Genomic DNA, 19,120 nt, shown 5'->3' on the forward strand with positions numbered 1-19,120 from the left:
CGAGCCTGGCTTGGCCACGCCGGCGGCATTTCTCGGCTACGCAGCTTGCCGAGTGTTTCACTCCGCCGCCGCATCCTGCGCATGCAGCCCCAGCCGCGCCATCAGCCGCCCGGCATCGAACGGCGCCTGCGTTTTCGTGTCGTTGTCGAAATAGCAGTACACGTCGCGCGTCCGCGCACGCGGCGGTTGCAGCGCGGGTGCGGCGAGGCGCGCATCGTCCGGCTGCGTGCCGCGGCTCCACGCGTCGATTCGGCGCGCCCATCGTTCGAGCGCCGAATCGGCGTATTCACCCGAATACTTCGTTTCGGTGCCGTGCAGCCGGATGTAGACGAACCGCGCGCTCAGATCCTCGAGCTGCGGCCACGCCTCGGTCGAATCCGACACGACGAGCGCGACCTTGTGGCGGCGCAGCAGATTCACGAACGCCGGATCCACGAAGCTGTCGTGCCGCACTTCCACCGCATGACGCAACGCGCGCTTGCGGTCGATCTGCAGATACGGTTCGCGCACGCGCGCATCGTGCCGGCGGGCGAGCGCGAGCGCGGCTTCCGTATCGTGCGGCAGCAGGCTCAGGAAGCGCTCCATGTGCGCCGGATCGAAACGCAGCGACGGCGGAAATTGCCACAGCAGCGGCCCGAGCTTGTCCTTCAGCGCGAACAGCCCCTGCGCGAAAAAATTCGCGCACGCGATCGTGGCCGTTTCGTCGCGAAAGCGCAGCATGTGCGTCAGGTAACGCGAGCCTTTCACGCTGAACACGAACCCGGGCGGCGTGTCGGCGTACCAGCGCCGCCAGCTGTCGGGTGCTTGCAGGCTGTAGTGCGTGCCGTTGATTTCGATCGTGTGCATGCGCCCCGATGCATACCGCAGTTCGCCGGCCTGCTTCAGGTCGGCCGGGTAGAAGGTCCCCCGCCAGCCTGCGTAGCGCCAGCCCGAAATGCCGATGTGGATCCTGCCGGATGTGCGTGTCACGTCGATGCCCGGCCGCGCCGGGTTCCTGATGCGGTTCCGGCGACGAGCAATCTGCGTGCCGCGAGCGTCGCCGATTTGTTTTTTTAAAGACCGCGCCACGTTCGGCCGGTATGATCGCTGCGCTCGCGAACGACGCAATCGGCCGGTGCGTACCGATCCACGCGTCACAGCCTTCGCCGGCACGGCAAACACGACACCACCGGACGGGCCGTGGCGACACGCCACGGTCCGCCGATCCGGCCGAACGGGCCAACGCAGCACGACGGAGTATCGAAACGATGTGGACGGAGACAGGGGCGCGGCGGTGCGCGTGGGCGATCGCGGCCGGCGGGGCAATGTGCGTGGCCGCCGCGGGCGGGGCGTATGCGCAGGCAACGGCGCCGGGCGCGGCGGCAGTCGCGCTGCCGCCGATCGACGTGCGAGGGCCGGCCGACGCTTCGTCCGTCGGGCTCGTCGGGCGGCGCACCGCTACCGGCACCAAGACCGACACGCCGATCGACGAGATTCCGCAAACGGTCGACATCGTGACCGCGCAACGGATCGAGATGACCGGCGCGGCCGACCTGAACCAGGCGTTGCGCTACGTGCCGGGCTTCGCGACGTTCGGCGCCGACAGCCGCACCGACTGGTATGCGGCGCTGCGCGGCTTCACGCCGACGCTGTACGTCGACGGCCTGCCGGCGCCGAATACGGCCGTGATCGCGAACTGGCGCGTCGATCCGTACACGATCGACTCGATCGCGGTGCTGCGCGGGCCGACGTCGGTGCTGTACGGCGCGGGCGAGCCCGGCGCGATCGTCGACGCGCACACGAAGCTGGCCGATGGCGAGCGCGTGCGCGAAGCCGGCGTGCAGATCGGCAACGATGCGCGCAAGCAGGCGATGCTCGATGTCGGCGACCGGCTCGATCCGGATGGCAAGTACGCGTACCGGTTCGTCGGCGTCGCGCGCGACGGCAACGCGGTGACCGGCCCGAACGGCGACCGGCGCGTCGCATTCGCGCCTTCGTTCCGGTGGCGGCCGACCGCCGACACGTCGCTGACGCTTTCCGCGACGTTCCTGCAGGACAGCGGCGACATCTCGTCGAACTTCCTGCCCGCGTCGGGCACGGTGTTGCCGAACCCGAACGGCCGCCTGTCGCAGGACCGCTACATGGGCGATCCGTCGTTCAACGACTACCGCAAGAAGCAATGGTCGCTCGGCTATGCACTGGAACACCGCGTGAATGCGATCTGGACGCTGCATCAGGACGTGCGCTGGTCGCACCTGTCGCTCGACGATGCGACGGTGTTCGGCAATGGCCTCGTACCCCGCAGCACGACGAACATGATGCGCTTCGCGGGGCTGTTCCAGCTCAACTACAGCCGGCTCGACATCGACAACCACGCGCAGGCGCGCGTCGGCACGGGGCCGCTCGAACACACGCTGCTGTTCGGCCTGCAGTTCGACCGGCAGACGACGACCGACAGCGTATGGCTCGCGCTCGCGCCGTCGCTCGACCTGTACCATCCCGTCTATCGGCCCGTGACGGCGGCGATCTTCTCCGGCCCGATGTCGCTGGGCCACGTCGATCAGTACACCGCGATGAACACGTTCGGCGTGTACGCGCAGGACCAGATTCGCTGGCAGCGCTGGACACTCACGCTCGGCGGCCGCGAGGATGTCGTGAATGCGCGGTTCGACGACCGGGCCGCCGGCACGCACGCGCAGCAGGACGTCAGTGCGTTCTCCGGCCGCGTCGGGCTCACCTATCGCGGCGACGCTGGGTTCTCGCCATACGTCAGCTATTCGACGTCGTTCGACCCGGTCATCGGCGTGCGGATGTTCGGCGGCGGCTTGCCGAAACCGACGCGCGGCGCGCAGACGGAGGCCGGGCTGCGCTGGGAGCCGCCCGGCCGGAACCTGATGTTCAACGCGGCCGTGTATCAGATCGACCAGACCAACGTCGTGACGCCGACGCCGGTCGCTCTCGACCCGACCGGCACGACGTCGGTGCAGACCGGCAAGGTGCGCTCGCGCGGCATCGAGCTGAGTGCGCTCGGCAAGCTGACGCGCGAGCTGTCGATCGTCGCGTCGTACGCATATCAGGACGTCAAGAACGTGCAGGCGAACGACGCGTCGCTGAACCACTGGCCGGTGTCCGTGCCGCTGCCGCGGCAGATGGCGTCGCTATGGGCCGACTGGACCTGGCGCACGGGTGCGCTGGCGGGCCTCGGGATCGGCGGCGGCGTGCGCTACCAGAGCGCGCTGGCCGGCGCGCCCGACAATTCGCTGACGGTGCCGAGCGCGACGCTTTACGACCTCGCGCTCCATTACGACCTGCCGCGCTGGCGTTTCGCGTTGAACATCGCGAACCTGTTCGACCGGCGCTATGTCAGCGGCTGCCAGTCGTACGCCGTGTGCGTGTTCGGCAACGAGCGGACCGTGCTGGCCAGCGCGAAATACGACTGGTAAGCGCGGCCTACGTGCGACGTTGCGGCTCGCGGGCGGCGGCGCGCGCGCCCGCATGGCCCTGGCGCCGCCATTCGGTCGGCGTGATGCCGAAACGCTCGCGAAAGGCGGTCGCGAAATTGGCCGGCGTGGAAAAGCCGATTTCCTTCGCGATGCTGGCGATGCTGAGCGAGGTGGAATCCAGCAGATCCTGCGCGATCCGCAGCCGCTCGTCGCGCAGATACTCGAACACCGTCTGACCGAGATTGTCGCGAAACGCGCGCGATAGGCGCTTTTCGTGCGTGCCGACCGCGCGCGCCAGTTCCTCCACCGTCGGCGGATCGTTCAGCGTGCGCGACAGGTGGCGGATGGCCGCGCGCACGATGATGTCGTCGTCCTTGCCGCTCGCCAGCGGGCTTTCCGGCGATTCCGTCCCGGCCGGCCGTTCGCGTGTCGTCCGCGACAGCTGCACGCGAATCCGCGCGATCACCTCCGCCGGTTCGAACGGCTTCACCACGTAGTCGACGCCGCCGATCTCGAGCCCCTCGAGCCGTTCGTGCAACGCGTCGGCCACGGTCAGGAAGATGACCGGGATCGCGCTCGTCAGCGGATCGGCGGCGAGCAGGCGGCATGCGGTGAAGCCATCCATGCGCGGCATGCGCACGTCCATCAGGATCAGGTCGGGCATCAGCGCCTGCGCGCGCTGGCACGCTTGCGTGCCGTCGAATGCGATGCTGATCCGGCATCCCGTGCCGCGCAGGATGTCGATCAGCAAGCGCAGCTGGTCGGGTTGATCGTCGACGATCAGGATATGTGCGTCGCTCAATGCGGAGATCGATGAAGGCATCGTGCACCTGTGGTGAAAAGGCGGTTGGCTGCGTTTCCGCGGGTGGCCTGCCCGGTGCGGTGGGAAACGTCGGAAGCCGCTCTGTGGCGATGCATCCATTGCATCGCACGCTCGCATCGATCCGCGGCAACGCGGAACTGCGCGGCAGGCAAACCGTTCGGCGAGCATGGCTCGGCGTTCGTTGTTTGCCTCATCGAGCCGGTCAAGACGCGAGGGATTGCCGCGCTCGCGGGGTGAACGATCGCGACTGCCGGAATCGATGCGAGCGGAATTGTAGGAGCATATTTCGAATCCGGCCAGACATGACGGCGCCATTCTCGTCATTCCATCTTCTCGATTATTGAAAATGGCGGTTTGCGACAGGAACGTGAAGCGCCGGTATGCGTCGATACTTGTGGTTTACGCGTATATCCGGAGCAAAGTCGCGGAGTCGGCCGGTTTCTCGATTGTCTTTTTCGGAAAAAATATTAATCGAATCCGCTTTGGCAAAGTATTTATCCGCTCGGTAAAAGATTTTGAATAACGGTGCTGGCGCGAAATCGTTTGCGCATTGGGCTTGTTTTGCGTAAGTTATTGAATATTTTAGATTTTACAATCTATAAAGAATGCCGGCTTTAATAATTCAAGCTCGTGTCTCATAATTCGTCCGAACTTTGAATGACGGGTGGAGCAGGGCAGCGGAAGCACCGCAAGCGGTGCCGCACGTTGCCAGGCCCGGGGTCGGCGCATCGATCGATGACTGTCCGGGCACGTGCTCGCTGCACGGAAAGAAAACTCCGGGTGCCGGAGATGAAATAAAAGAAGCGGGGTTGGTCGCGGTCAGCGCGGCGACAAATCGGGAATGACCATGACGACGGGTTGAATCTCGCGATTCAGTCGGGGAAAGACACGTCCATGGTAATCAATACGTATTCCTAATGTCATTGCCGGATGAGCGGAACGGGACGTCGAGCCGACGACATGCCCCGGGCTTTCGAACGCCCTGTCGAAACGGGTGCGCGGTGCCGCGTCGTCTCGCCACGGCTGGCCCAGGCAGTGGAATCCGCATCCGAACCGAAGTCGTAATCGAAGTCGAAGCTGTCAATAAAAGTAAGCAGCCCGTATTCAAACCAGACGCTACACAACGGAGCAGAAGACCATGAAGAGAAAGCAGATTTCGGCGCTCGCCGCCGCGATGTTCACGGGCGCGGGCGTGCTGATCGCCGGCGCCGCCCACGCGGACAATTTCGTCGACCGCGGCAACCCGGACAACGCACTGAACGGCCAGTGCATCGACGGCACCAACCCGCTGTGCGTGGCAACGAAGAACGGCAGCTACGTCGTAGTCAGCAGCACCAACGTGACGCAGGGCACCAATGCGAAGGCCGGCGCCAGCGGGATCGCGATCGGTGATCAGTCGAATGCGAGCAGCAAGGGCGGCAGCGGCAGCGGCGGTGCGATCGCGATCGGGGTCGGCTCGCAGGCACTGGCGAACTCGGCCACCGCGATCGGCACGGTGGCGGTGGCACAAGGCAATACGTCGCTGGCGGTCGGTCGCCAGTCGGCGGCGGTCGGCGATTTCTCGATGGCGCTCGGCAACGTCGCGGACGCGCACGGCACGAGCTCGATCGCGCTCGGCCACTCGGCGCTCGCCAGCGGCGACCGCTCGGTCGCGATCGGCGGCGCGAACCCGACGTCGAGCGACGGCGTATCGGCCGGCGCATCGTACGACGCGGCCACGCAGACGCGTGCCGCCGGCACGCAGTCGGTGGCGATCGGCGCGGGCGCGCAGACGAACGACAACAACCAGGTGGCGATCGGCTCGGGCAGCGTCGGCGCGAACAACGGCGGCACACCGGTGTTCGGCGGCACGGCCGCGCCGGTCGGCGGCGCGGTATCGTTCGGCGCACCCGGCAGCGAACGCCAGCTCAAGAACGTCGCGGCGGGCGCGGCCGATACGGACGCCGTCAACGTCCAGCAACTGAAGAACGTGAACAGTACGCTGAGCACCGGCATCGGCAATGTCGACGCACGCGTGACGTCGGTCGGCAATTCGCTGTCGACCACGATCTCGAACGTCGACCAGCGCGTGACCAGCGTCGGCAACAGCCTCAGCACGAGCATCGTCACGGCGACGCAGAACGTCGTCAAATACACCGACGACTCGCATGCGGCGATCGCGCTCGACGGCGCGAACGGCACGACGATCGGCGGCGTGGCCGCCGGCGTCGCCGATACCGATGCGGTGAACGTCGGCCAGTTGAAGGGCAGCATCGCCCCGCTGCAGACCTCCATTTCGACGGCGGCGTCGAACATCACGAACCTGCAGAACAGCGTGACCGGCATCAGCGGCTCGCTGAGCACCGCGGCGTCGAACATCGTCAACCTGCAGGCGGCCGATACGCGCAACGTCAAATACGACGGCGCGAGCGGGTTCGACTCGGTGACGTTCGCCGGCCCCAACGGCACGACGCTGCACAACGTCGCGGACGGCAAGGACGCGCACGACGCCGTCAACGTCGGCCAGTTGACCGGCGGCCTCGCATCGCTGAGCACGAGCGTGACGAACAACCTCGGCACGACGCTCGGCAGCCTGAGCACGTCGATCGCCAGCCAGATCGGCAACGCGACGAAGAACGCGGTGCAGTACGACGACGATGCACACGGCGGCGTGACGCTCGGCGGCACGGGCGCATCGACACCGGTCGGCCTGCACAACGTCGCGGACGGCGTGGCCGCGAACGACGCGGTGAACGTGGGCCAGCTCGGCAAGGCGACCGACTCGCTCAACCAGTCGATCACGACGGTCGGCAACCAGGTGACGGCCAATACCGGCAACATCGCGGCGCTTCAGCAGGACGCGCTGCAGTGGAACCCGGGCCTCGGCGCGTACGACGCGAGCCACGGCGGCCACGGCCCGCAACTGATCAGCAACGTCGCGGCCGGCAAGAGCGGCACGGATGCCGTCAACGTCGATCAGCTGACCGCGGCGATTCACGACGGGACGAGCCAGCTCGATGCGCTCGCCGTGAAGTACGACGATGCGAGCAAGCGGCAGGTGTCGCTCGGCGCAGGCAACGGCGGCAGCCCGGTGCGCGTGACCAACGTCGCCGAAGGCAACGTGGCGGCCGGCAGCACCGATGCGGTGAACGGCGCACAACTGCGTCGCGCGACCGACGGCGCCGCGGCCGCGCTCGGCGGCGGCGCGACCGCGAACCCGGACGGCTCGCTCGGCGCACCGAACTACAAGATCGGCGGCAGCGCATTCAACAACGTCGGCGATGCGCTGACGAACCTCGATGGCCGCGTCGGCAGCAACACGACGACGCTCGAGAATCACGAAACGCGCCTCGGCAACGCCGAAACGAATATCGCGGGCAACACGGCGGCGATCGCGGGGCTGCAGCAGGACGCGCTGCAATTCGACCCGACGCTCGGCGCGTTCAACGCCGCGCGCGGCGGCGCGCCGACGAAGCTGACCAACGTGGCCGACGGCAACGTCGCCGCGGGCAGCACGGATGCAGTCAACGGCGGCCAGTTGTCGGGCGTGAAGACCGCGCTCGAACAGCAGATCACGAACGTGTCGAACCAGGCCGGCGAAGCGGTGAAGAACGTCGTCAAGTACGACGTCGACGCGAGCGGCAACCGGCTGAATTCGGTGTCGCTCGTCGGCGGCGACGCCGCGTCGGCGGTCGTGCTGAAGAACGTCGCGGCGGGCACCCGCGATACCGACGCGGTGAACGTGAAGCAGCTGAAGGACGTGCAGTCGAACCTGAATCAGCTCGGCGCGCTCGCGGTGCAGTACGACGACGGCTCGAAGAGCACGATCACGCTCGGCGGTGCGGGCGGCACGCGCATCACCAACGTGCAGGCCGGCACGTTGAGCGCGACCAGCACCGACGCGGTGAACGGCTCGCAGCTCTACGCGACCAACCAGCAGGTGGCGAAGAACACCACCGACATCTCGAACCTGCAAGGCAGCGTCACCAACATCGCGAACGGCAAGGCCGGCCTCGTGCAGCAGCAGGATCCGAACGGCGCGATCACGGTCGGCAAGGATTCGGGCGGCAGCAGCGTGAACTTCTCCGGCACCGCGGGCGACCGCGTGCTGACGGGCGTCGCGGCGGGCGTGAACGCCAACGACGCGGTCAACATGGGCCAGTTCAACGCGGCGCTGCAGAACGTGGCGGCGAACGACAAGATCCGTGCGGCCGCGACCGACGCGAACACCACGTGGATCGCGCGTGCCGATGCGGGTGCGATCGGCTCGACGGCGACGGCGACCGGCAAGAACGCGGTGGCGGTCGGCCAGGGCTCGGTTGCCGATCGCGACAACTCGTTCTCGGTCGGCGCGAAGGGCAGCGAGCGCCAGATCACGAACGTCGCGGCCGGCACGGCGCCGACCGACGCGGTGAACGTGCAGCAGCTGAACGACAACCTCGCGGCGGCGTCGACGCAGGCGAACGGCTACACCGACCAGCGCATCGGGCAGGTGTACAACTCGTTCAACGACCTGAAGAAGGACATGTACGGCGGCGTCGCGTCGGCGATGGCGGTGGCCGGCCTGCCGCAGCCGACCGGCGCGGGGCGCTCGATGGTGTCGGCGGCGACGTCGAACTATCACGGCCAGCAGGGCTTCGCGGCAGGCTACTCGTACGTGACGGAGAGCAACCGCTGGGTCGTCAAGGCATCGGTGACGGGCAACACGCGGTCGGACTTCGGCGCGGTGGTCGGCGCGGGTTATCAGTTCTGATGCAGGTTGCGTCGTAGCGAGCGACGCATGGTGCCGGGCGAGGCAGGCGCAGCCCGGTACCCGCGGTCGACCGGTGGCCCGGGGTTCGTGTGAGAATCCCGGGCCATCGTCGTTTCGCGCGGCCGGCCGATCGTCCATCGCGTATCGACGATGCCGTCGCGAATGCGAGTGGCGCCGTCCGCCGCGATCGTCCTCATCCGTCGGCCGGCGGCCCCGCAAGGGTTTCGCGCATGTCCGGCGGAGCGTCCAATGCGAGTTGTGGAATGCGAGCATCCGCTCGTATTCTGAAGTCCTCGGGCGGCACGGCATGGGGCCTGCGCCCATCACCGCATCGGAGTGCGACCATGATCGAAACGACTCCCACGATGAGGCTCAACCACCTGAGCTTCCCCTCCGCCGACACGCTGGCGACGGCCCGATTCTTCGAGCGATACCTCGGCTTCACGATCGCGGGAAGCTGGGAGAAATCCTGGATCCTCAAGCGTCCGGGCTTCGACGTCGTGATCGATCACGTCGGCGACGGCGTGCCCGCGTGGCCCGTCAATTTCCATGTGGGCTTCGAACTGCCGAGCCTCGATGCCGTGCATGCGCTGTTCGCGCGCTTCAAGGAAGAAGGCGTCGCGATGGAAACGGACGTCTTCAACAACGGGCGCGGCTCGCGCTTCTTTTGCCGCGCGCCGGGCGGCCTGATGTTCGAACTGAACACGCGCGCGGACGCCGCGCCGGAATATCAGGGCACCTTCGACGATTGACGCGAGATGGTCCGTGCCGTGCCCAGCTCAGTCGCAACGGCCGGCGCGGGCGAGCGTCTCGATGACCTCGCGGGTACGCGATGGCGCGGTGATCTCCGTCCAGTGCAGATGCGCGTATTTCGGGTCGTCGCGCAAGCCGGCGAACTTCACGCGGTTTTTCTCGAAGGTCGTGTACGACCACAGCAGCACCGAGTCTCGCGAGCAGAACGCCATCCGCAGCGATTCCCGGTTACCGTGGAAGAGCTCGGTGCGTATCAGGCCGCGGCCGAGCGTGCGCCGCAGCACGCGGGAAAACACCGTCCAGCGCCCGAAGTTGAGCCAGACGACGTGCGTGGCGCTCGACCACAGCACGTCCCGCACCGCGCTGTAATTGCCGTCGGCGACCCACCGGTCGCCGGCCGTCGCCGCCAGCACGTCGTGCTCGAACTGCTTGGGCGGCACGGCGGTCCAGCCCGGGCCCCAGTAGAGCCGATCGAGTTCGACGTGTGCGCAGCCCGCGGCGGCTGCCAGTGCGCGGGAGAAGGTGGATTTCCCCGCTCCGCTTGTTCCGACGACGATGACGCGCATGTGTGGGACCACGGGCAAAAAGGTGAGGGCGCGTATTGTGCCCGATGCGGCCGGGCGGAGGGAGATACGTAGCGCGAATCGGAGGCCGCGGCCGAATGCCGCTCGCGTTCAATCGAGCGGCGGCACCGCGCCATCGCGCAACATCCTGACGAGCCGCGCGCGCCGCTTCTCGAGATCGGCGATCTGACGGTCGATCGCTTCGAGGCGTGCGCGCTGGACGTCGGTGATCCGATCGCACGAACGCGCGCCCTCGATCAGCAGCATGCAGTCCGGAAAGCCGCGAATGTCGTCGAGGGTGAACCCGGTCGCGATCATGCGCTGAATCTGTTTGACCTGCGTCACCGCATTGTCGGCGAACAGGCGATAGCCGTTGGCCGCACGTACCGACGCGAGCAGGCCGTGTTCGTCGTAGTGCCGGATCGAACGCACGCTCGCGCCGGTGAGCTGCGCGAGCTTGCCGATGGTCAGCAGCGGCTGCGGAGGTGGTTTTTTCATGGACGGGAGGTTAGCACGATCCGCTTGACTCTCACATCAGTGTGAGGGTTGAGACTGGGCGTCCATTCATGCCTGGAGGAAAAATCGTGACTACCCGAGTGCTGATCCGCTGGCTGATCGCCATGATCTGGTGGGCGACGCCGTTCGCATTGGCGAACCACGTGGCGGCGGCGCCGCTGAGCTACACCGTGACGTCGTCGGACGGCGTGAAGCTGGCCGTTCAGGAAAGCGGCGACCCGGACGGCGTACCGGTCATCCTGATTCACGGCCTGCTCGGCAGCCGCCTGAACTGGGACGCGCAGGTCCGGAGCCCCGAACTGCGCGGATTCCGGATCATCACGTACGACTTGCGCGGCCACGGGCTGTCGGACAAGCCGTCCGGCGCGCGGCCGTATCGCGATGGAACCCGCTGGGGCGACGATCTCGCGGCGGTCATCGAAGGCGCGCATGCGCGCAAACCCGTCGTGGTCGGCTGGTCGCTCGGCGGCGTGGTGATCTCGAACTACCTCGCCAAATACGGCGACCGCGCGATCGCGGGCGCGGTGTACGTCGACGGCGTGGTCGAGCTTGCTGCGGGCCAGATCGTCGATCATCCGGACGTGTACCGCGACATGAATGCGCCGGACCTCAAAACGCATCTCGACGGCGAGCGGACTTTCGTCGGTCTGTGCTTCAACCGCCGGCCGGATGCCGCCACGTTCGAGCGCTTGCTCGCCAACGCCGCGATGGCGTCGTGGGACATGCAAAAGGCCACCCCGACGATGTCGGTTTTCGCCGCCGAGGGGCTCGGCCACGCGCGCGTGCCGTTGCTGTTCATCTACGGCGGCCGCGACGCGCTGGTCGATACGCCGGCGACGCTGGCTCGTGCGGCCGAACTGAACGCGCGTGTGGTCAGCCAGGTGTACTCGGAGTCGGGGCACGCGCCGTTCATCGAGGAAGCCGAGCGGTTCAATCGCGATCTGGCCGCGTTCGTCCGGTCGGCGTCCGCTCGATGAAGCAGCGATGTCAGGCCGGCGTGACCGGGATGCCGGCCGTGTCGGCCGCCGCGCGATCGTGAAAGCGCTGGAACGCATCGAGCAGCCGCGCGCGTTGTACGGCCAGCGCCGGATCGCGCCGATCGCGTGGCCGTGCGACGTCGACCCGGATTTCTTCATCGACGCGCCCCGGGTTCGGCGCGAGCACCAGCACGCGATCGCCGAGATACAGCGCTTCGTCGAGATCGTGCGTGACGACGATCGCGGCCATCCGGTGTCGATGGACGACATCGAGCAGCAGCGTCTGCAAGCGCATCCGGGTGATCGCGTCGACCGCGCTGAACGGCTCGTCGAGCAGCAGCAGATCCGGCTCGCCGAACAGCCCGCGCGCGATCGCGGCGCGTTGCGCCATCCCGCCCGACAGCGTCGCCGGCAGTTGCCGCGCGACGCCCGCCAGGCCGACTTCGTCGAGCAATCGCGCGACGCTCGGATCGCGTCCGCCCCGCGGGCCGGACGCGAAGCCGACGTTGTCGGCGATCGACAGCCACGGCAGCAGCCGCGGCTCCTGAAAGATCACGCCCATGCGCGCGGACGGTCCGGCCAGCGCGCTGCCGTCGAGCGTCACGCTGCCGCGGAAGTCCGGGTCGAGGCCCGCGACGATCCGCAGCAGCGTGCTCTTGCCGCAACCGCTTGGGCCGACCACGCAAACGATCTCGCCGCGCGCGACCTGCAACGCGATGTCGGCGAGGATCGTGCGATCGCCGTACAGCTTGCGGGCGATCCGCAGGTCGAGCAGCGACGGGGCGACGCCGGCGGTCGGGCGCACGGAAGGGTAGGCGCTCATTTCCCGCCCTCGCGCGACGCGCCGTCGAACGCATCGCGCCAGCCGAGCCAGCGTGCCTCGATGCGCCGCATCGCGCCGTCGGTCAGCTTGCCGAGCAGCGCGAGCAGGAGGATCGCGCCGAACACGAGATCGGGGCGCCCGGTCTCGCGGCCGTCGCTCAGCAGGAAGCCGAGGCCGCGCGTGGCCGCGATCAGCTCCGCGGCGACCATGAACATCCACGCGAGACTGAGGCCGGTGCGCAGGCCGGTGACGATCTGCGGCAGCGCGGCCGGCAGCAGGATCCGGCGGAACAGCGCGAGCGGGCCGAGCCGGTATACGGCGCCGAGCTCGACGAGCTTGCGGTCGACGTCGCGAATGCCGGCGACCACCGCGAGATGAACCGGAAAGAACGCGCCGATCGCGATCAGCGTGACCTTCGGCGCTTCGTCGATGCCGAGCCACAGCAACAGCACCGGCACCCACGCGAGCGACGGAATCGCGCGCAGCGCCTGAAACGTCGGCTCGAACAGCGCATCGATCCGGCGGCTCAGGCCCATCGCCGCGCCCACGACGAGCGCGAGCCCGGCGCCCGCTGCGAACCCGGCCGCGACGCGCAGCGTGCTCGCGCCAACGTGACGTGCGACTCGCGTGACGCCCATGCGCGCCAGCGTATCGAGAATCTCGCTCGGCGCCGGCACGAGGTGATCCGGCAGCCAGCCGCGCCGCACCACGACCTCCAGCAGCACGAGCGCGGCGAACGGCAGCGCAAGGCCCGCGATACGCCACGCGCGCAGCGGGTCGCGCCGGGCCGCATGCGGCGGCGAAGCAGGCGGGTGCGATGCGAGCGCGTCGCCGCGTGCGGTGGTATCCGTCATCGGCGGCAGCTCAGTGCGATGCGGCGACGATCGGGCGCGCGAACGACGGATCGATCAGCGTATCGACGATCTTCGCGGGATCGACGCCCGGCCTGGTCAGTTGCTCGGCCGTCAGCACCGGCGCCGCGGCTTTCAGCGCCGCGCGCTGCGTGTCGCCCGGCACCGGGTCGCTGAAATCGTTGCGCTGAAGCTGCAGCTTCGCGACCGGCAGCGACACCTTCGATTCGTCGGCGACGATCTGCGCGGTCTCGGCCGGATGCGCGACGATCCACTGACGCGCACGGTCGTAGACTTTCAGCACGCGCGCCACCGCCTGCGGATACTGGCTGGCGAACGCATCGCGCACGTTCAGGAACCCATAGGTATTGAAGGCGACGTTGCGGTACAGCAGGCGCGCGCCGTCGTCGAGCTGGGCGGCGGCCATGTGCGGATCGAGCCCGGCCCACGCATCGACCTGGCCGTTCGCGAGCGCGGTGAGGCCGTCCGGATGCTGCAGGTTGACGATTTCGACGTCGTCGCGCGTCAGGTCGGCCGTGTGCAGCGCGCGCAGCGTGAACAGGAACGGATCGGTGCCGCGCGTCGCGGCGATCTTCTTGCCCTTCAGGTCGGCGAGCGTGCGGATCGGCGAATCCTTGCGCACCACGAGCGCCGTCCATTCGGGGCGCGAGAACACGTAGACGGTATGGATCGGGTTGCCGTTCGCGCGGGCGAGCACCGACGCGAGCCCCGCGGCCGAGCCGAAATCGACCGCGCCGCTGTTCAGGTATTCGAGCGCGCGATTGCTGCCGAGGCTCAGCACCCAGCGAATCGCCGTCCCGTCGGGCTTGAATTCGTCGTCGAGCCACCCGAAGTGACGGATCACGAGACTCTCGGGCGAGTAGTACGCATAGTCGACGCGGATTTCGGCGGGCGTCGCCGCCTGCGCGTGCATCGATGCGAGGCCGGCAAGCGCGGCAACGGCGAGGGCCGCGGATTGCCACACGCGGGACCAGAACGGCTTCATCGGGATTCTCCGGAAGAGCGGCAACGCGCCGCGAACAGGCAGGGCAGCGGGCTAATGTAACGAAGCGCAGGCGATCCGTTAACGAAGAAATCCGCGATTGAACATACGCGCTGCTGCTAAGCGCGGCGCGCGCAACTTTATGACGCACGCCGATTAATTTATCGCTTTATATCGCTTGGGATTGCAGGACCGGAGGAACAGAATTTCCGCTGCCGGAACCCGGCGACCGCGGGGCTGCATTTGCCCGCCGCCGCGATGGTCGCGCGTACCGACCGGTTTCCGGCTTCACGACGACCTTGCCGTGCATTCGGCATCAAATTAAGGAATCCGATGAGTTCGATCGACCTGAGCCCCGTCACGCCGGTTTCTTCCCCCATTCGCTCGGCCAGCGACGTCGCGCGCCTGATCAACACGGTGGACAGTTCGGTCAGCCATGCGCGGATGATCGTGCTGCTCGCGCTCGGCGGCGTGTTTCTCGACGCGTACGACCTGACGACGCTGTCCTACGGCATCGACGACGTGACGCGCGAGTTCGGGCTGACGCCCGCGCTGACCGGCTTGGTCGGATCGGCGATCATGATCGGCACGATCTTCGGCAGCCTGATCGGCGGCTGGCTGACCGACCGGATCGGTCGCTACCAGGTGTTCATGGCCGACATGCTGTTCTTCGTGGTCGCGGCGATCGCGGCCGGGCTCGCGCCGAACGTGTGGGTGCTGATCGGCGCCCGCTTCGTGATGGGGCTCGGCGTCGGCATCGACCTGCCCGTCGCGATGGCGTTTCTCGCGGAATTCTCGAAGTTCAACGGCCGCGGCAACAAGGCGTCGCGGCTCGCCGCATGGTGCCCGATGTGGTACGTCGCGTCGTCGGTGTGCTTCCTGCTGATCTTCGGCCTGTATTTCCTGCTGCCGGCCGAGCATGCGGGCTGGCTGTGGCGCGCCTCGCTGATCTTCGGCGCGGCGCCGGCGCTCGTCATCATCCTGTTCCGCAACCGCTTCATGAACGAATCGCCGCTGTGGGCCGCGAATCAGGGCGACCTGGCCAACGCCGCGCGCATCCTGCGCAAGTCGTACGGCATTCACGCGCACGAAGCGGAGGACGCGCGACGCGAGCCGAGCCCCCCGCCCGTGCGGATTCGCGTGCTGTTCCAGCGTCCGTATCTCGGGCGCACCATCGTCGCCAGCGTGATGAATCTGTGCATCCCGTTCGAATACACGGCGATCGCGTTCTTCCTGCCGTCGATCCTGTCGCAATTTCTCGGCGCGGGCGTGTTCGAGACGATCGCGGCATCGCTCGCGTTGAACGTGCTGTTCGCGTTTACCGGCGGCTTGCTGGGCATGCGTCTCGCGTATCGCTATCCGTCGCGTCATGTCGCGATCGCGGGGTTCGCGCTGCAAACGGTCGCGCTCGTCGCGCTGGCGCTCGCGGGGCATCCGCACGGCGCACTGGCGGTGGGCGTCGTGCTGCTGATGCTCGGCACGTGGCTGTTCGCCGAAGGCTTCGGGCCGGGCGCGCAGATGATGATCTATCCGACGCTGTCGTATCCGGCCACGATCCGCGGCACCGGCGTCGGCTTCGGGCGGTCGCTGTGCGGCATCGGACAGGCGCTGGCGCTGTTCGTGCTGCCGATCCTGCAGGCCCGCCTCGGCACCGACATGTTCTGGGTGGTCGCGATCAGCGCGGTCACGCCGATCGTATTCCTGCTGATCGTGCGCTACGAACCGACCGCGCGCGACATCGACGACGAAAGCGCGGCGTGAACCCTGACCGGGGCGCTCGCGGTTCCCCGGAAAAACGAACGGCTTCGTCGGACTGCACGAAGCCGTTCGTACCGAAGCCGGTCGCCGCGTGAGTAACGGACGGACCGGCTTCGACGTCGCGCGTCACGCGCCGACCGCTTCCCGCTCGGCCGCGCGCTTGACTTGCTCGATATCGCGAAACCGTGCGGCCGGATGCTCGTCGGGCAACCGCGCCGAGCCGCCGAACAGTTTTTCGCGCAGCGTGCCGGGCGCATATGCGCTCGGGTAGACACCGCGGCGTTGCAGTTCCGGCACGAGATGGCGCACGACGTCCTCGAAGGTTTCGTGCGCGACCGCATACGCGAGGTTGAAGCCGTCCACGTCGGTCGCGGCCACCCATTCCTGCAGGATGTCCGCGACGGTCGATGCGGACCCGACGAACACCGGGCCCATCCCGCCGATACCGCCCCAGGCTGCCAGCGCCTCGATCGTCCACGCGGTGTCGCCGCCCGACAGGTGCTCGACCGCCGACACGATCGCGTTCGTTTCCACGCGCCGGACGGGATCGGTCGGCGCGTACTGGCCGAAGTCGATGCCGGTCCAGCCCGACATGAACACCAGCGAGCCGTCGTACGACACGTAGCGCCGGTATTCGTCGAACTTCGCCTGCGCCTGCTCGTCGGTCTCGTCGACGATCACCGTGACGAGGTTGTAGATCAGCACCTTCGCCGGATCGCGCCCGGCGGCCGCGGCCTGCGCGCGCACGTCGGTCACGTAGCGCGCGAGCTGGTCGCGCGTCGGCGCGGCGACGAACACGCATTCGGCGTGCTGCGCGGCGAACGCCTTGCCGGGGCCCGACGCGCCGGCCTGAAACAGCACCGGCGTGCGCTGCGGCGACGGCTCGCACAGGTGATAGCCGGGCACGTCGAAGAAGCGGCCCTTGTGGCCGATCTCGTGCACTTTCTCGGGATGCGTGAACACGCGGCCGGCGCGATCGCGCACCACCGCGCCATCCTCCCAGCTCCCCTCGAACAGCTTGTACAGCACCTCGACGTATTCGGCCGCGACCGCATAGCGGTCGTCGTGCGTGCGCAGCCCGTGATCGCCGACGTTCTTCGCGCCGCTCTCGAGGTACGACGTGACGATGTTCCATGCGAGCCGGCCCTTCGTGTGATGGTCGGCGGTCGACAGCCGGCGCGCGAACGTGTACGGGTGCTCGAACGTCGTCGACGCGGTGATGCCGATGCCGAGATGCTCGGTCGCCATCGCGATCGGCGCGGCCAGCTGCAGCGGATCGTTGACCGGGATCTGCGCGGCCTGGTGCAGCGCGTGATAGTTGCTGCCCTTGTACACGTCGTAGTAGCCGATCACGTCCGCGATGAAGATCGCATCGAAGATCCCGCGCTCGAGCACGCGCGCGAGGTCGGTCCAGTAGTCGAGATCCTTGTACTGCCACGAGCGGTCGCGCGGATGCGCCCACAGGCCGGGCGACTGGTGGCCCACGCAGTTCATTTCGAACGCGTTGAAGCGGATCGTCTTGCTCATTGCGCGGCTCCGGTTGCCGCGCTGACGGCCGTATCGGCGCCCGCCCCGTTGCCTACGCGCCAGACGAACGGCGGCGTGCGGCCGTTGATGATCCAGTCGCCGACGATGCGCGCCTTGTAGACGAGCGGATTGTGCGACGACACCGTGCGCGCGTTGCGCCAGTGGCGATCGAGCGCGGTCGTGCTGCGGGTTGCGGACGCGCCGAGCGCGTCGAACAGGCGCGTCGCCGCGCGCAGCACGAGTTCGGACACGACGAGCTGGCTTTGCGCGGATTCGATTTCGGCCGCGACGTTCGCGGCCTGCTCGGCCGCTTCGTCGCCGCCGAAGCGCGCTTCGTACGCGTGCTGAAGCGGCTGCGCGGCGCGCAGCGCGATAGCATCGGCCGCGTAGGCCCATGACGCGATTTCGCCGATCACCTGCTGCAACTGCGCATCGTCGCCGGCACGCGGCGCATTGCCGTGGCTGTACACGCGCGTGCGGTTGCGCACGAGCTCGCCCGCGTCGCGCACGATTGCGTGCCCGATGCCGGCCAGCGTCGCGACGTGGAAGAGCTGGTAGAACGCGGTCTGGTACTTGAAGCGGCGTGCGAAATCGATCACGTTGTCCGCGTCGACCGCCGCATTCTCGAAGCGCGTCGTGCCGCTGCCGGTGGTGGTCTGGCCGAAGCCGTCCCAGTCGTCCTCGCGGATCACGCCCGGCTGCGCGGTCGCGACCGCGACGATCACGTCGCTGCCGTCGTGCGCGCGCTGCGCGAACACGTCGATCCAGTCGGCGAACAGGCTGCCGGTACTGTAGAACTTCCGGCCGTTCAGCACGAGCCGGCCGTTTTGCTCCGACACCTTCGTGACGGTCTGGCCGAGCGGCACGTCACCGGCTTCCGACCACGCATTGCCGACGAGCTGGCCGCTCGCGAAGCGGTCGAACCAGGTCGTGCGTTGCGGCCCGGCCGGTGCGTTCAACCAATCCTCGACGAACGCGAAATGCCCGCGCAATGCCTGCGGCAGATTGGAATCGGCGGCGGCCAGTTCGGTCAGCAGCCGGAACAACTGCGGCAGCGATGCGCCGGCGCCGCCGGCGCTCGCCGGCAGACGGATCGCGCCGAAGCCCGCCGCTTTCAGCCAGCCGATCGCCTCGTGCGGCAGTTCGCGGCGGCGTTCGCGCTCGGCGGTGCCGGCGGCGATGCGCGCGAAGATCGGCCGGAACCGGCTCGCGAGCGCATCGTAATCGGTACCGGTGGAAAGGTCGGGAGCTGCGTGCGACGAAGTCATGCGGGTTTCCTCGAAGGGCGTGCGCCGGGAGCCCAGTATAGGAAGCGCGGCGCGCCCGTTCCAATAACGGATTCTCGGATCGTTATCGTCGCTGCGTATTACCG

The 19,120-nt window shown here is 67.8% G+C and carries 14 protein-coding genes; 5 read left to right on the top strand and 9 right to left on the bottom strand.

The features are described from left to right. Positions 1–57: 57 nt before the first annotated feature. On the bottom strand, positions 58–969 hold the full coding sequence (locus tag HWX62_RS01615; protein ID WP_175930746.1) for a DUF72 domain-containing protein: 912 nt from the start codon (positions 967–969) through the stop codon (positions 58–60). Between the two features lie 278 nt (positions 970–1,247). Here HWX62_RS01615 and HWX62_RS01620 point away from each other — a divergent pair, with 278 nt between their 5' ends. Next, the gene (locus tag HWX62_RS01620; RefSeq protein WP_175930745.1) at positions 1,248–3,422 is read left to right on the top strand and encodes a TonB-dependent siderophore receptor; all 2,175 of its coding nucleotides are present in this window, start codon (positions 1,248–1,250) and stop codon (positions 3,420–3,422) included. 7 nt (positions 3,423–3,429) lie between these two features. On the opposite strand, the gene HWX62_RS01625 is transcribed toward HWX62_RS01620, so the two are convergent. Continuing rightward, positions 3,430–4,245: a response regulator gene (locus HWX62_RS01625; RefSeq protein ID WP_175930744.1), complete on the bottom strand. Its 816-nt coding sequence runs from the start codon at positions 4,243–4,245 to the stop codon at positions 3,430–3,432. Positions 4,246–5,383: 1,138 nt separating this feature from the next. On the opposite strand from HWX62_RS01625, the gene HWX62_RS01630 reads away from it, so the two are divergent. Both HWX62_RS01630 and HWX62_RS01635 read left to right on the top strand, forming a co-directional pair. After that, positions 5,384–8,977 (top strand): YadA-like family protein, encoded by a 3,594-nt coding sequence (locus HWX62_RS01630; RefSeq protein WP_175930743.1) that lies wholly within the window; start codon positions 5,384–5,386, stop codon positions 8,975–8,977. Between the two features lie 344 nt (positions 8,978–9,321). Then, complete coding sequence (locus HWX62_RS01635) at positions 9,322–9,729, top strand: VOC family protein (protein ID WP_175930742.1); 408 nt, start codon at positions 9,322–9,324, stop codon at positions 9,727–9,729. A 27-nt stretch (positions 9,730–9,756) separates the two neighbouring features. Here HWX62_RS01635 and HWX62_RS01640 read toward each other — a convergent pair whose 3' ends face one another. Together HWX62_RS01640 and HWX62_RS01645 are read right to left on the bottom strand one after the other, a co-directional pair. Next, the gene (locus HWX62_RS01640) at positions 9,757–10,296 is read right to left on the bottom strand and encodes a toxin (protein WP_175930741.1); all 540 of its coding nucleotides are present in this window, start codon (positions 10,294–10,296) and stop codon (positions 9,757–9,759) included. A gap of 108 nt (positions 10,297–10,404) precedes the next feature. Further along, the gene (locus HWX62_RS01645; protein ID WP_175930740.1) at positions 10,405–10,791 is read right to left on the bottom strand and encodes a MerR family transcriptional regulator; all 387 of its coding nucleotides are present in this window, start codon (positions 10,789–10,791) and stop codon (positions 10,405–10,407) included. 86 nt (positions 10,792–10,877) lie between these two features. Between HWX62_RS01645 and HWX62_RS01650 the strand changes: the two genes are divergently transcribed. Continuing rightward, positions 10,878–11,786, top strand: coding sequence for an alpha/beta hydrolase (locus HWX62_RS01650; protein WP_175930739.1), 909 nt, complete (start codon positions 10,878–10,880; stop codon positions 11,784–11,786). Positions 11,787–11,796: 10 nt separating this feature from the next. Here the strand turns inward: HWX62_RS01650 and HWX62_RS01655 are convergent, their stop codons facing one another. Genes HWX62_RS01655 through HWX62_RS01665 form a run of 3 tightly spaced genes read right to left on the bottom strand, consistent with a single transcriptional unit; the run spans position 11,797 to position 14,466 of the window. Then, complete coding sequence (locus HWX62_RS01655; protein ID WP_175930738.1) at positions 11,797–12,609, bottom strand: ABC transporter ATP-binding protein; 813 nt, start codon at positions 12,607–12,609, stop codon at positions 11,797–11,799. Next, on the bottom strand, positions 12,606–13,463 hold the full coding sequence (locus tag HWX62_RS01660; RefSeq protein WP_175930737.1) for an ABC transporter permease: 858 nt from the start codon (positions 13,461–13,463) through the stop codon (positions 12,606–12,608). The genes HWX62_RS01655 and HWX62_RS01660 overlap by 4 nt, the downstream gene beginning before the upstream one ends. 10 nt (positions 13,464–13,473) lie before the next feature. Beyond that, the gene (locus HWX62_RS01665; protein ID WP_175985069.1) at positions 13,474–14,466 is read right to left on the bottom strand and encodes an aliphatic sulfonate ABC transporter substrate-binding protein; all 993 of its coding nucleotides are present in this window, start codon (positions 14,464–14,466) and stop codon (positions 13,474–13,476) included. Positions 14,467–14,796: 330 nt separating this feature from the next. Here HWX62_RS01665 and HWX62_RS01670 point away from each other — a divergent pair, with 330 nt between their 5' ends. Continuing rightward, the gene (locus tag HWX62_RS01670) at positions 14,797–16,224 is read left to right on the top strand and encodes an MFS transporter (RefSeq protein WP_175930735.1); all 1,428 of its coding nucleotides are present in this window, start codon (positions 14,797–14,799) and stop codon (positions 16,222–16,224) included. A gap of 123 nt (positions 16,225–16,347) precedes the next feature. Here the strand turns inward: HWX62_RS01670 and HWX62_RS01675 are convergent, their stop codons facing one another. Together HWX62_RS01675 and HWX62_RS01680 are read right to left on the bottom strand one after the other, a co-directional pair. Continuing rightward, complete coding sequence (locus HWX62_RS01675) at positions 16,348–17,748, bottom strand: LLM class flavin-dependent oxidoreductase (RefSeq protein WP_175930734.1); 1,401 nt, start codon at positions 17,746–17,748, stop codon at positions 16,348–16,350. After that, positions 17,745–19,016, bottom strand: coding sequence for an acyl-CoA dehydrogenase family protein (locus HWX62_RS01680; RefSeq protein ID WP_175930733.1), 1,272 nt, complete (start codon positions 19,014–19,016; stop codon positions 17,745–17,747). The genes HWX62_RS01675 and HWX62_RS01680 overlap by 4 nt, the downstream gene beginning before the upstream one ends. Positions 19,017–19,120 lie beyond the last annotated feature (104 nt).

Origin of the sequence: Burkholderia sp. BCC0506, from assembly GCF_902833145.1 — a bacterium.
Lineage (GTDB): Bacteria > Pseudomonadota > Gammaproteobacteria > Burkholderiales > Burkholderiaceae > Burkholderia.

Excerpts from the sequence above, each read along its gene's own strand:
- HWX62_RS01620 (WP_175930745.1), top strand. The coding sequence starts at position 1,248 with ATGTGGACGGAGACAGGGGCGCGGCGGTGCGCGTGGGCGATCGCGGCC.
- HWX62_RS01625 (WP_175930744.1), bottom strand. The coding sequence starts at position 4,245 with ATGCCTTCATCGATCTCCGCATTGAGCGACGCACATATCCTGATCGTC.
- HWX62_RS01630 (WP_175930743.1), top strand. The coding sequence starts at position 5,384 with ATGAAGAGAAAGCAGATTTCGGCGCTCGCCGCCGCGATGTTCACGGGC.
- HWX62_RS01635 (WP_175930742.1), top strand. The coding sequence starts at position 9,322 with ATGATCGAAACGACTCCCACGATGAGGCTCAACCACCTGAGCTTCCCC.
- HWX62_RS01640 (WP_175930741.1), bottom strand. The coding sequence starts at position 10,296 with ATGCGCGTCATCGTCGTCGGAACAAGCGGAGCGGGGAAATCCACCTTC.
- HWX62_RS01645 (WP_175930740.1), bottom strand. The coding sequence starts at position 10,791 with ATGAAAAAACCACCTCCGCAGCCGCTGCTGACCATCGGCAAGCTCGCG.
- HWX62_RS01655 (WP_175930738.1), bottom strand. The coding sequence starts at position 12,609 with ATGAGCGCCTACCCTTCCGTGCGCCCGACCGCCGGCGTCGCCCCGTCG.
- HWX62_RS01660 (WP_175930737.1), bottom strand. The coding sequence starts at position 13,463 with ATGACGGATACCACCGCACGCGGCGACGCGCTCGCATCGCACCCGCCT.
- HWX62_RS01665 (WP_175985069.1), bottom strand. The coding sequence starts at position 14,466 with ATGAAGCCGTTCTGGTCCCGCGTGTGGCAATCCGCGGCCCTCGCCGTT.
- HWX62_RS01670 (WP_175930735.1), top strand. The coding sequence starts at position 14,797 with ATGAGTTCGATCGACCTGAGCCCCGTCACGCCGGTTTCTTCCCCCATT.
- HWX62_RS01675 (WP_175930734.1), bottom strand. The coding sequence starts at position 17,748 with ATGAGCAAGACGATCCGCTTCAACGCGTTCGAAATGAACTGCGTGGGC.
- HWX62_RS01680 (WP_175930733.1), bottom strand. The coding sequence starts at position 19,016 with ATGACTTCGTCGCACGCAGCTCCCGACCTTTCCACCGGTACCGATTAC.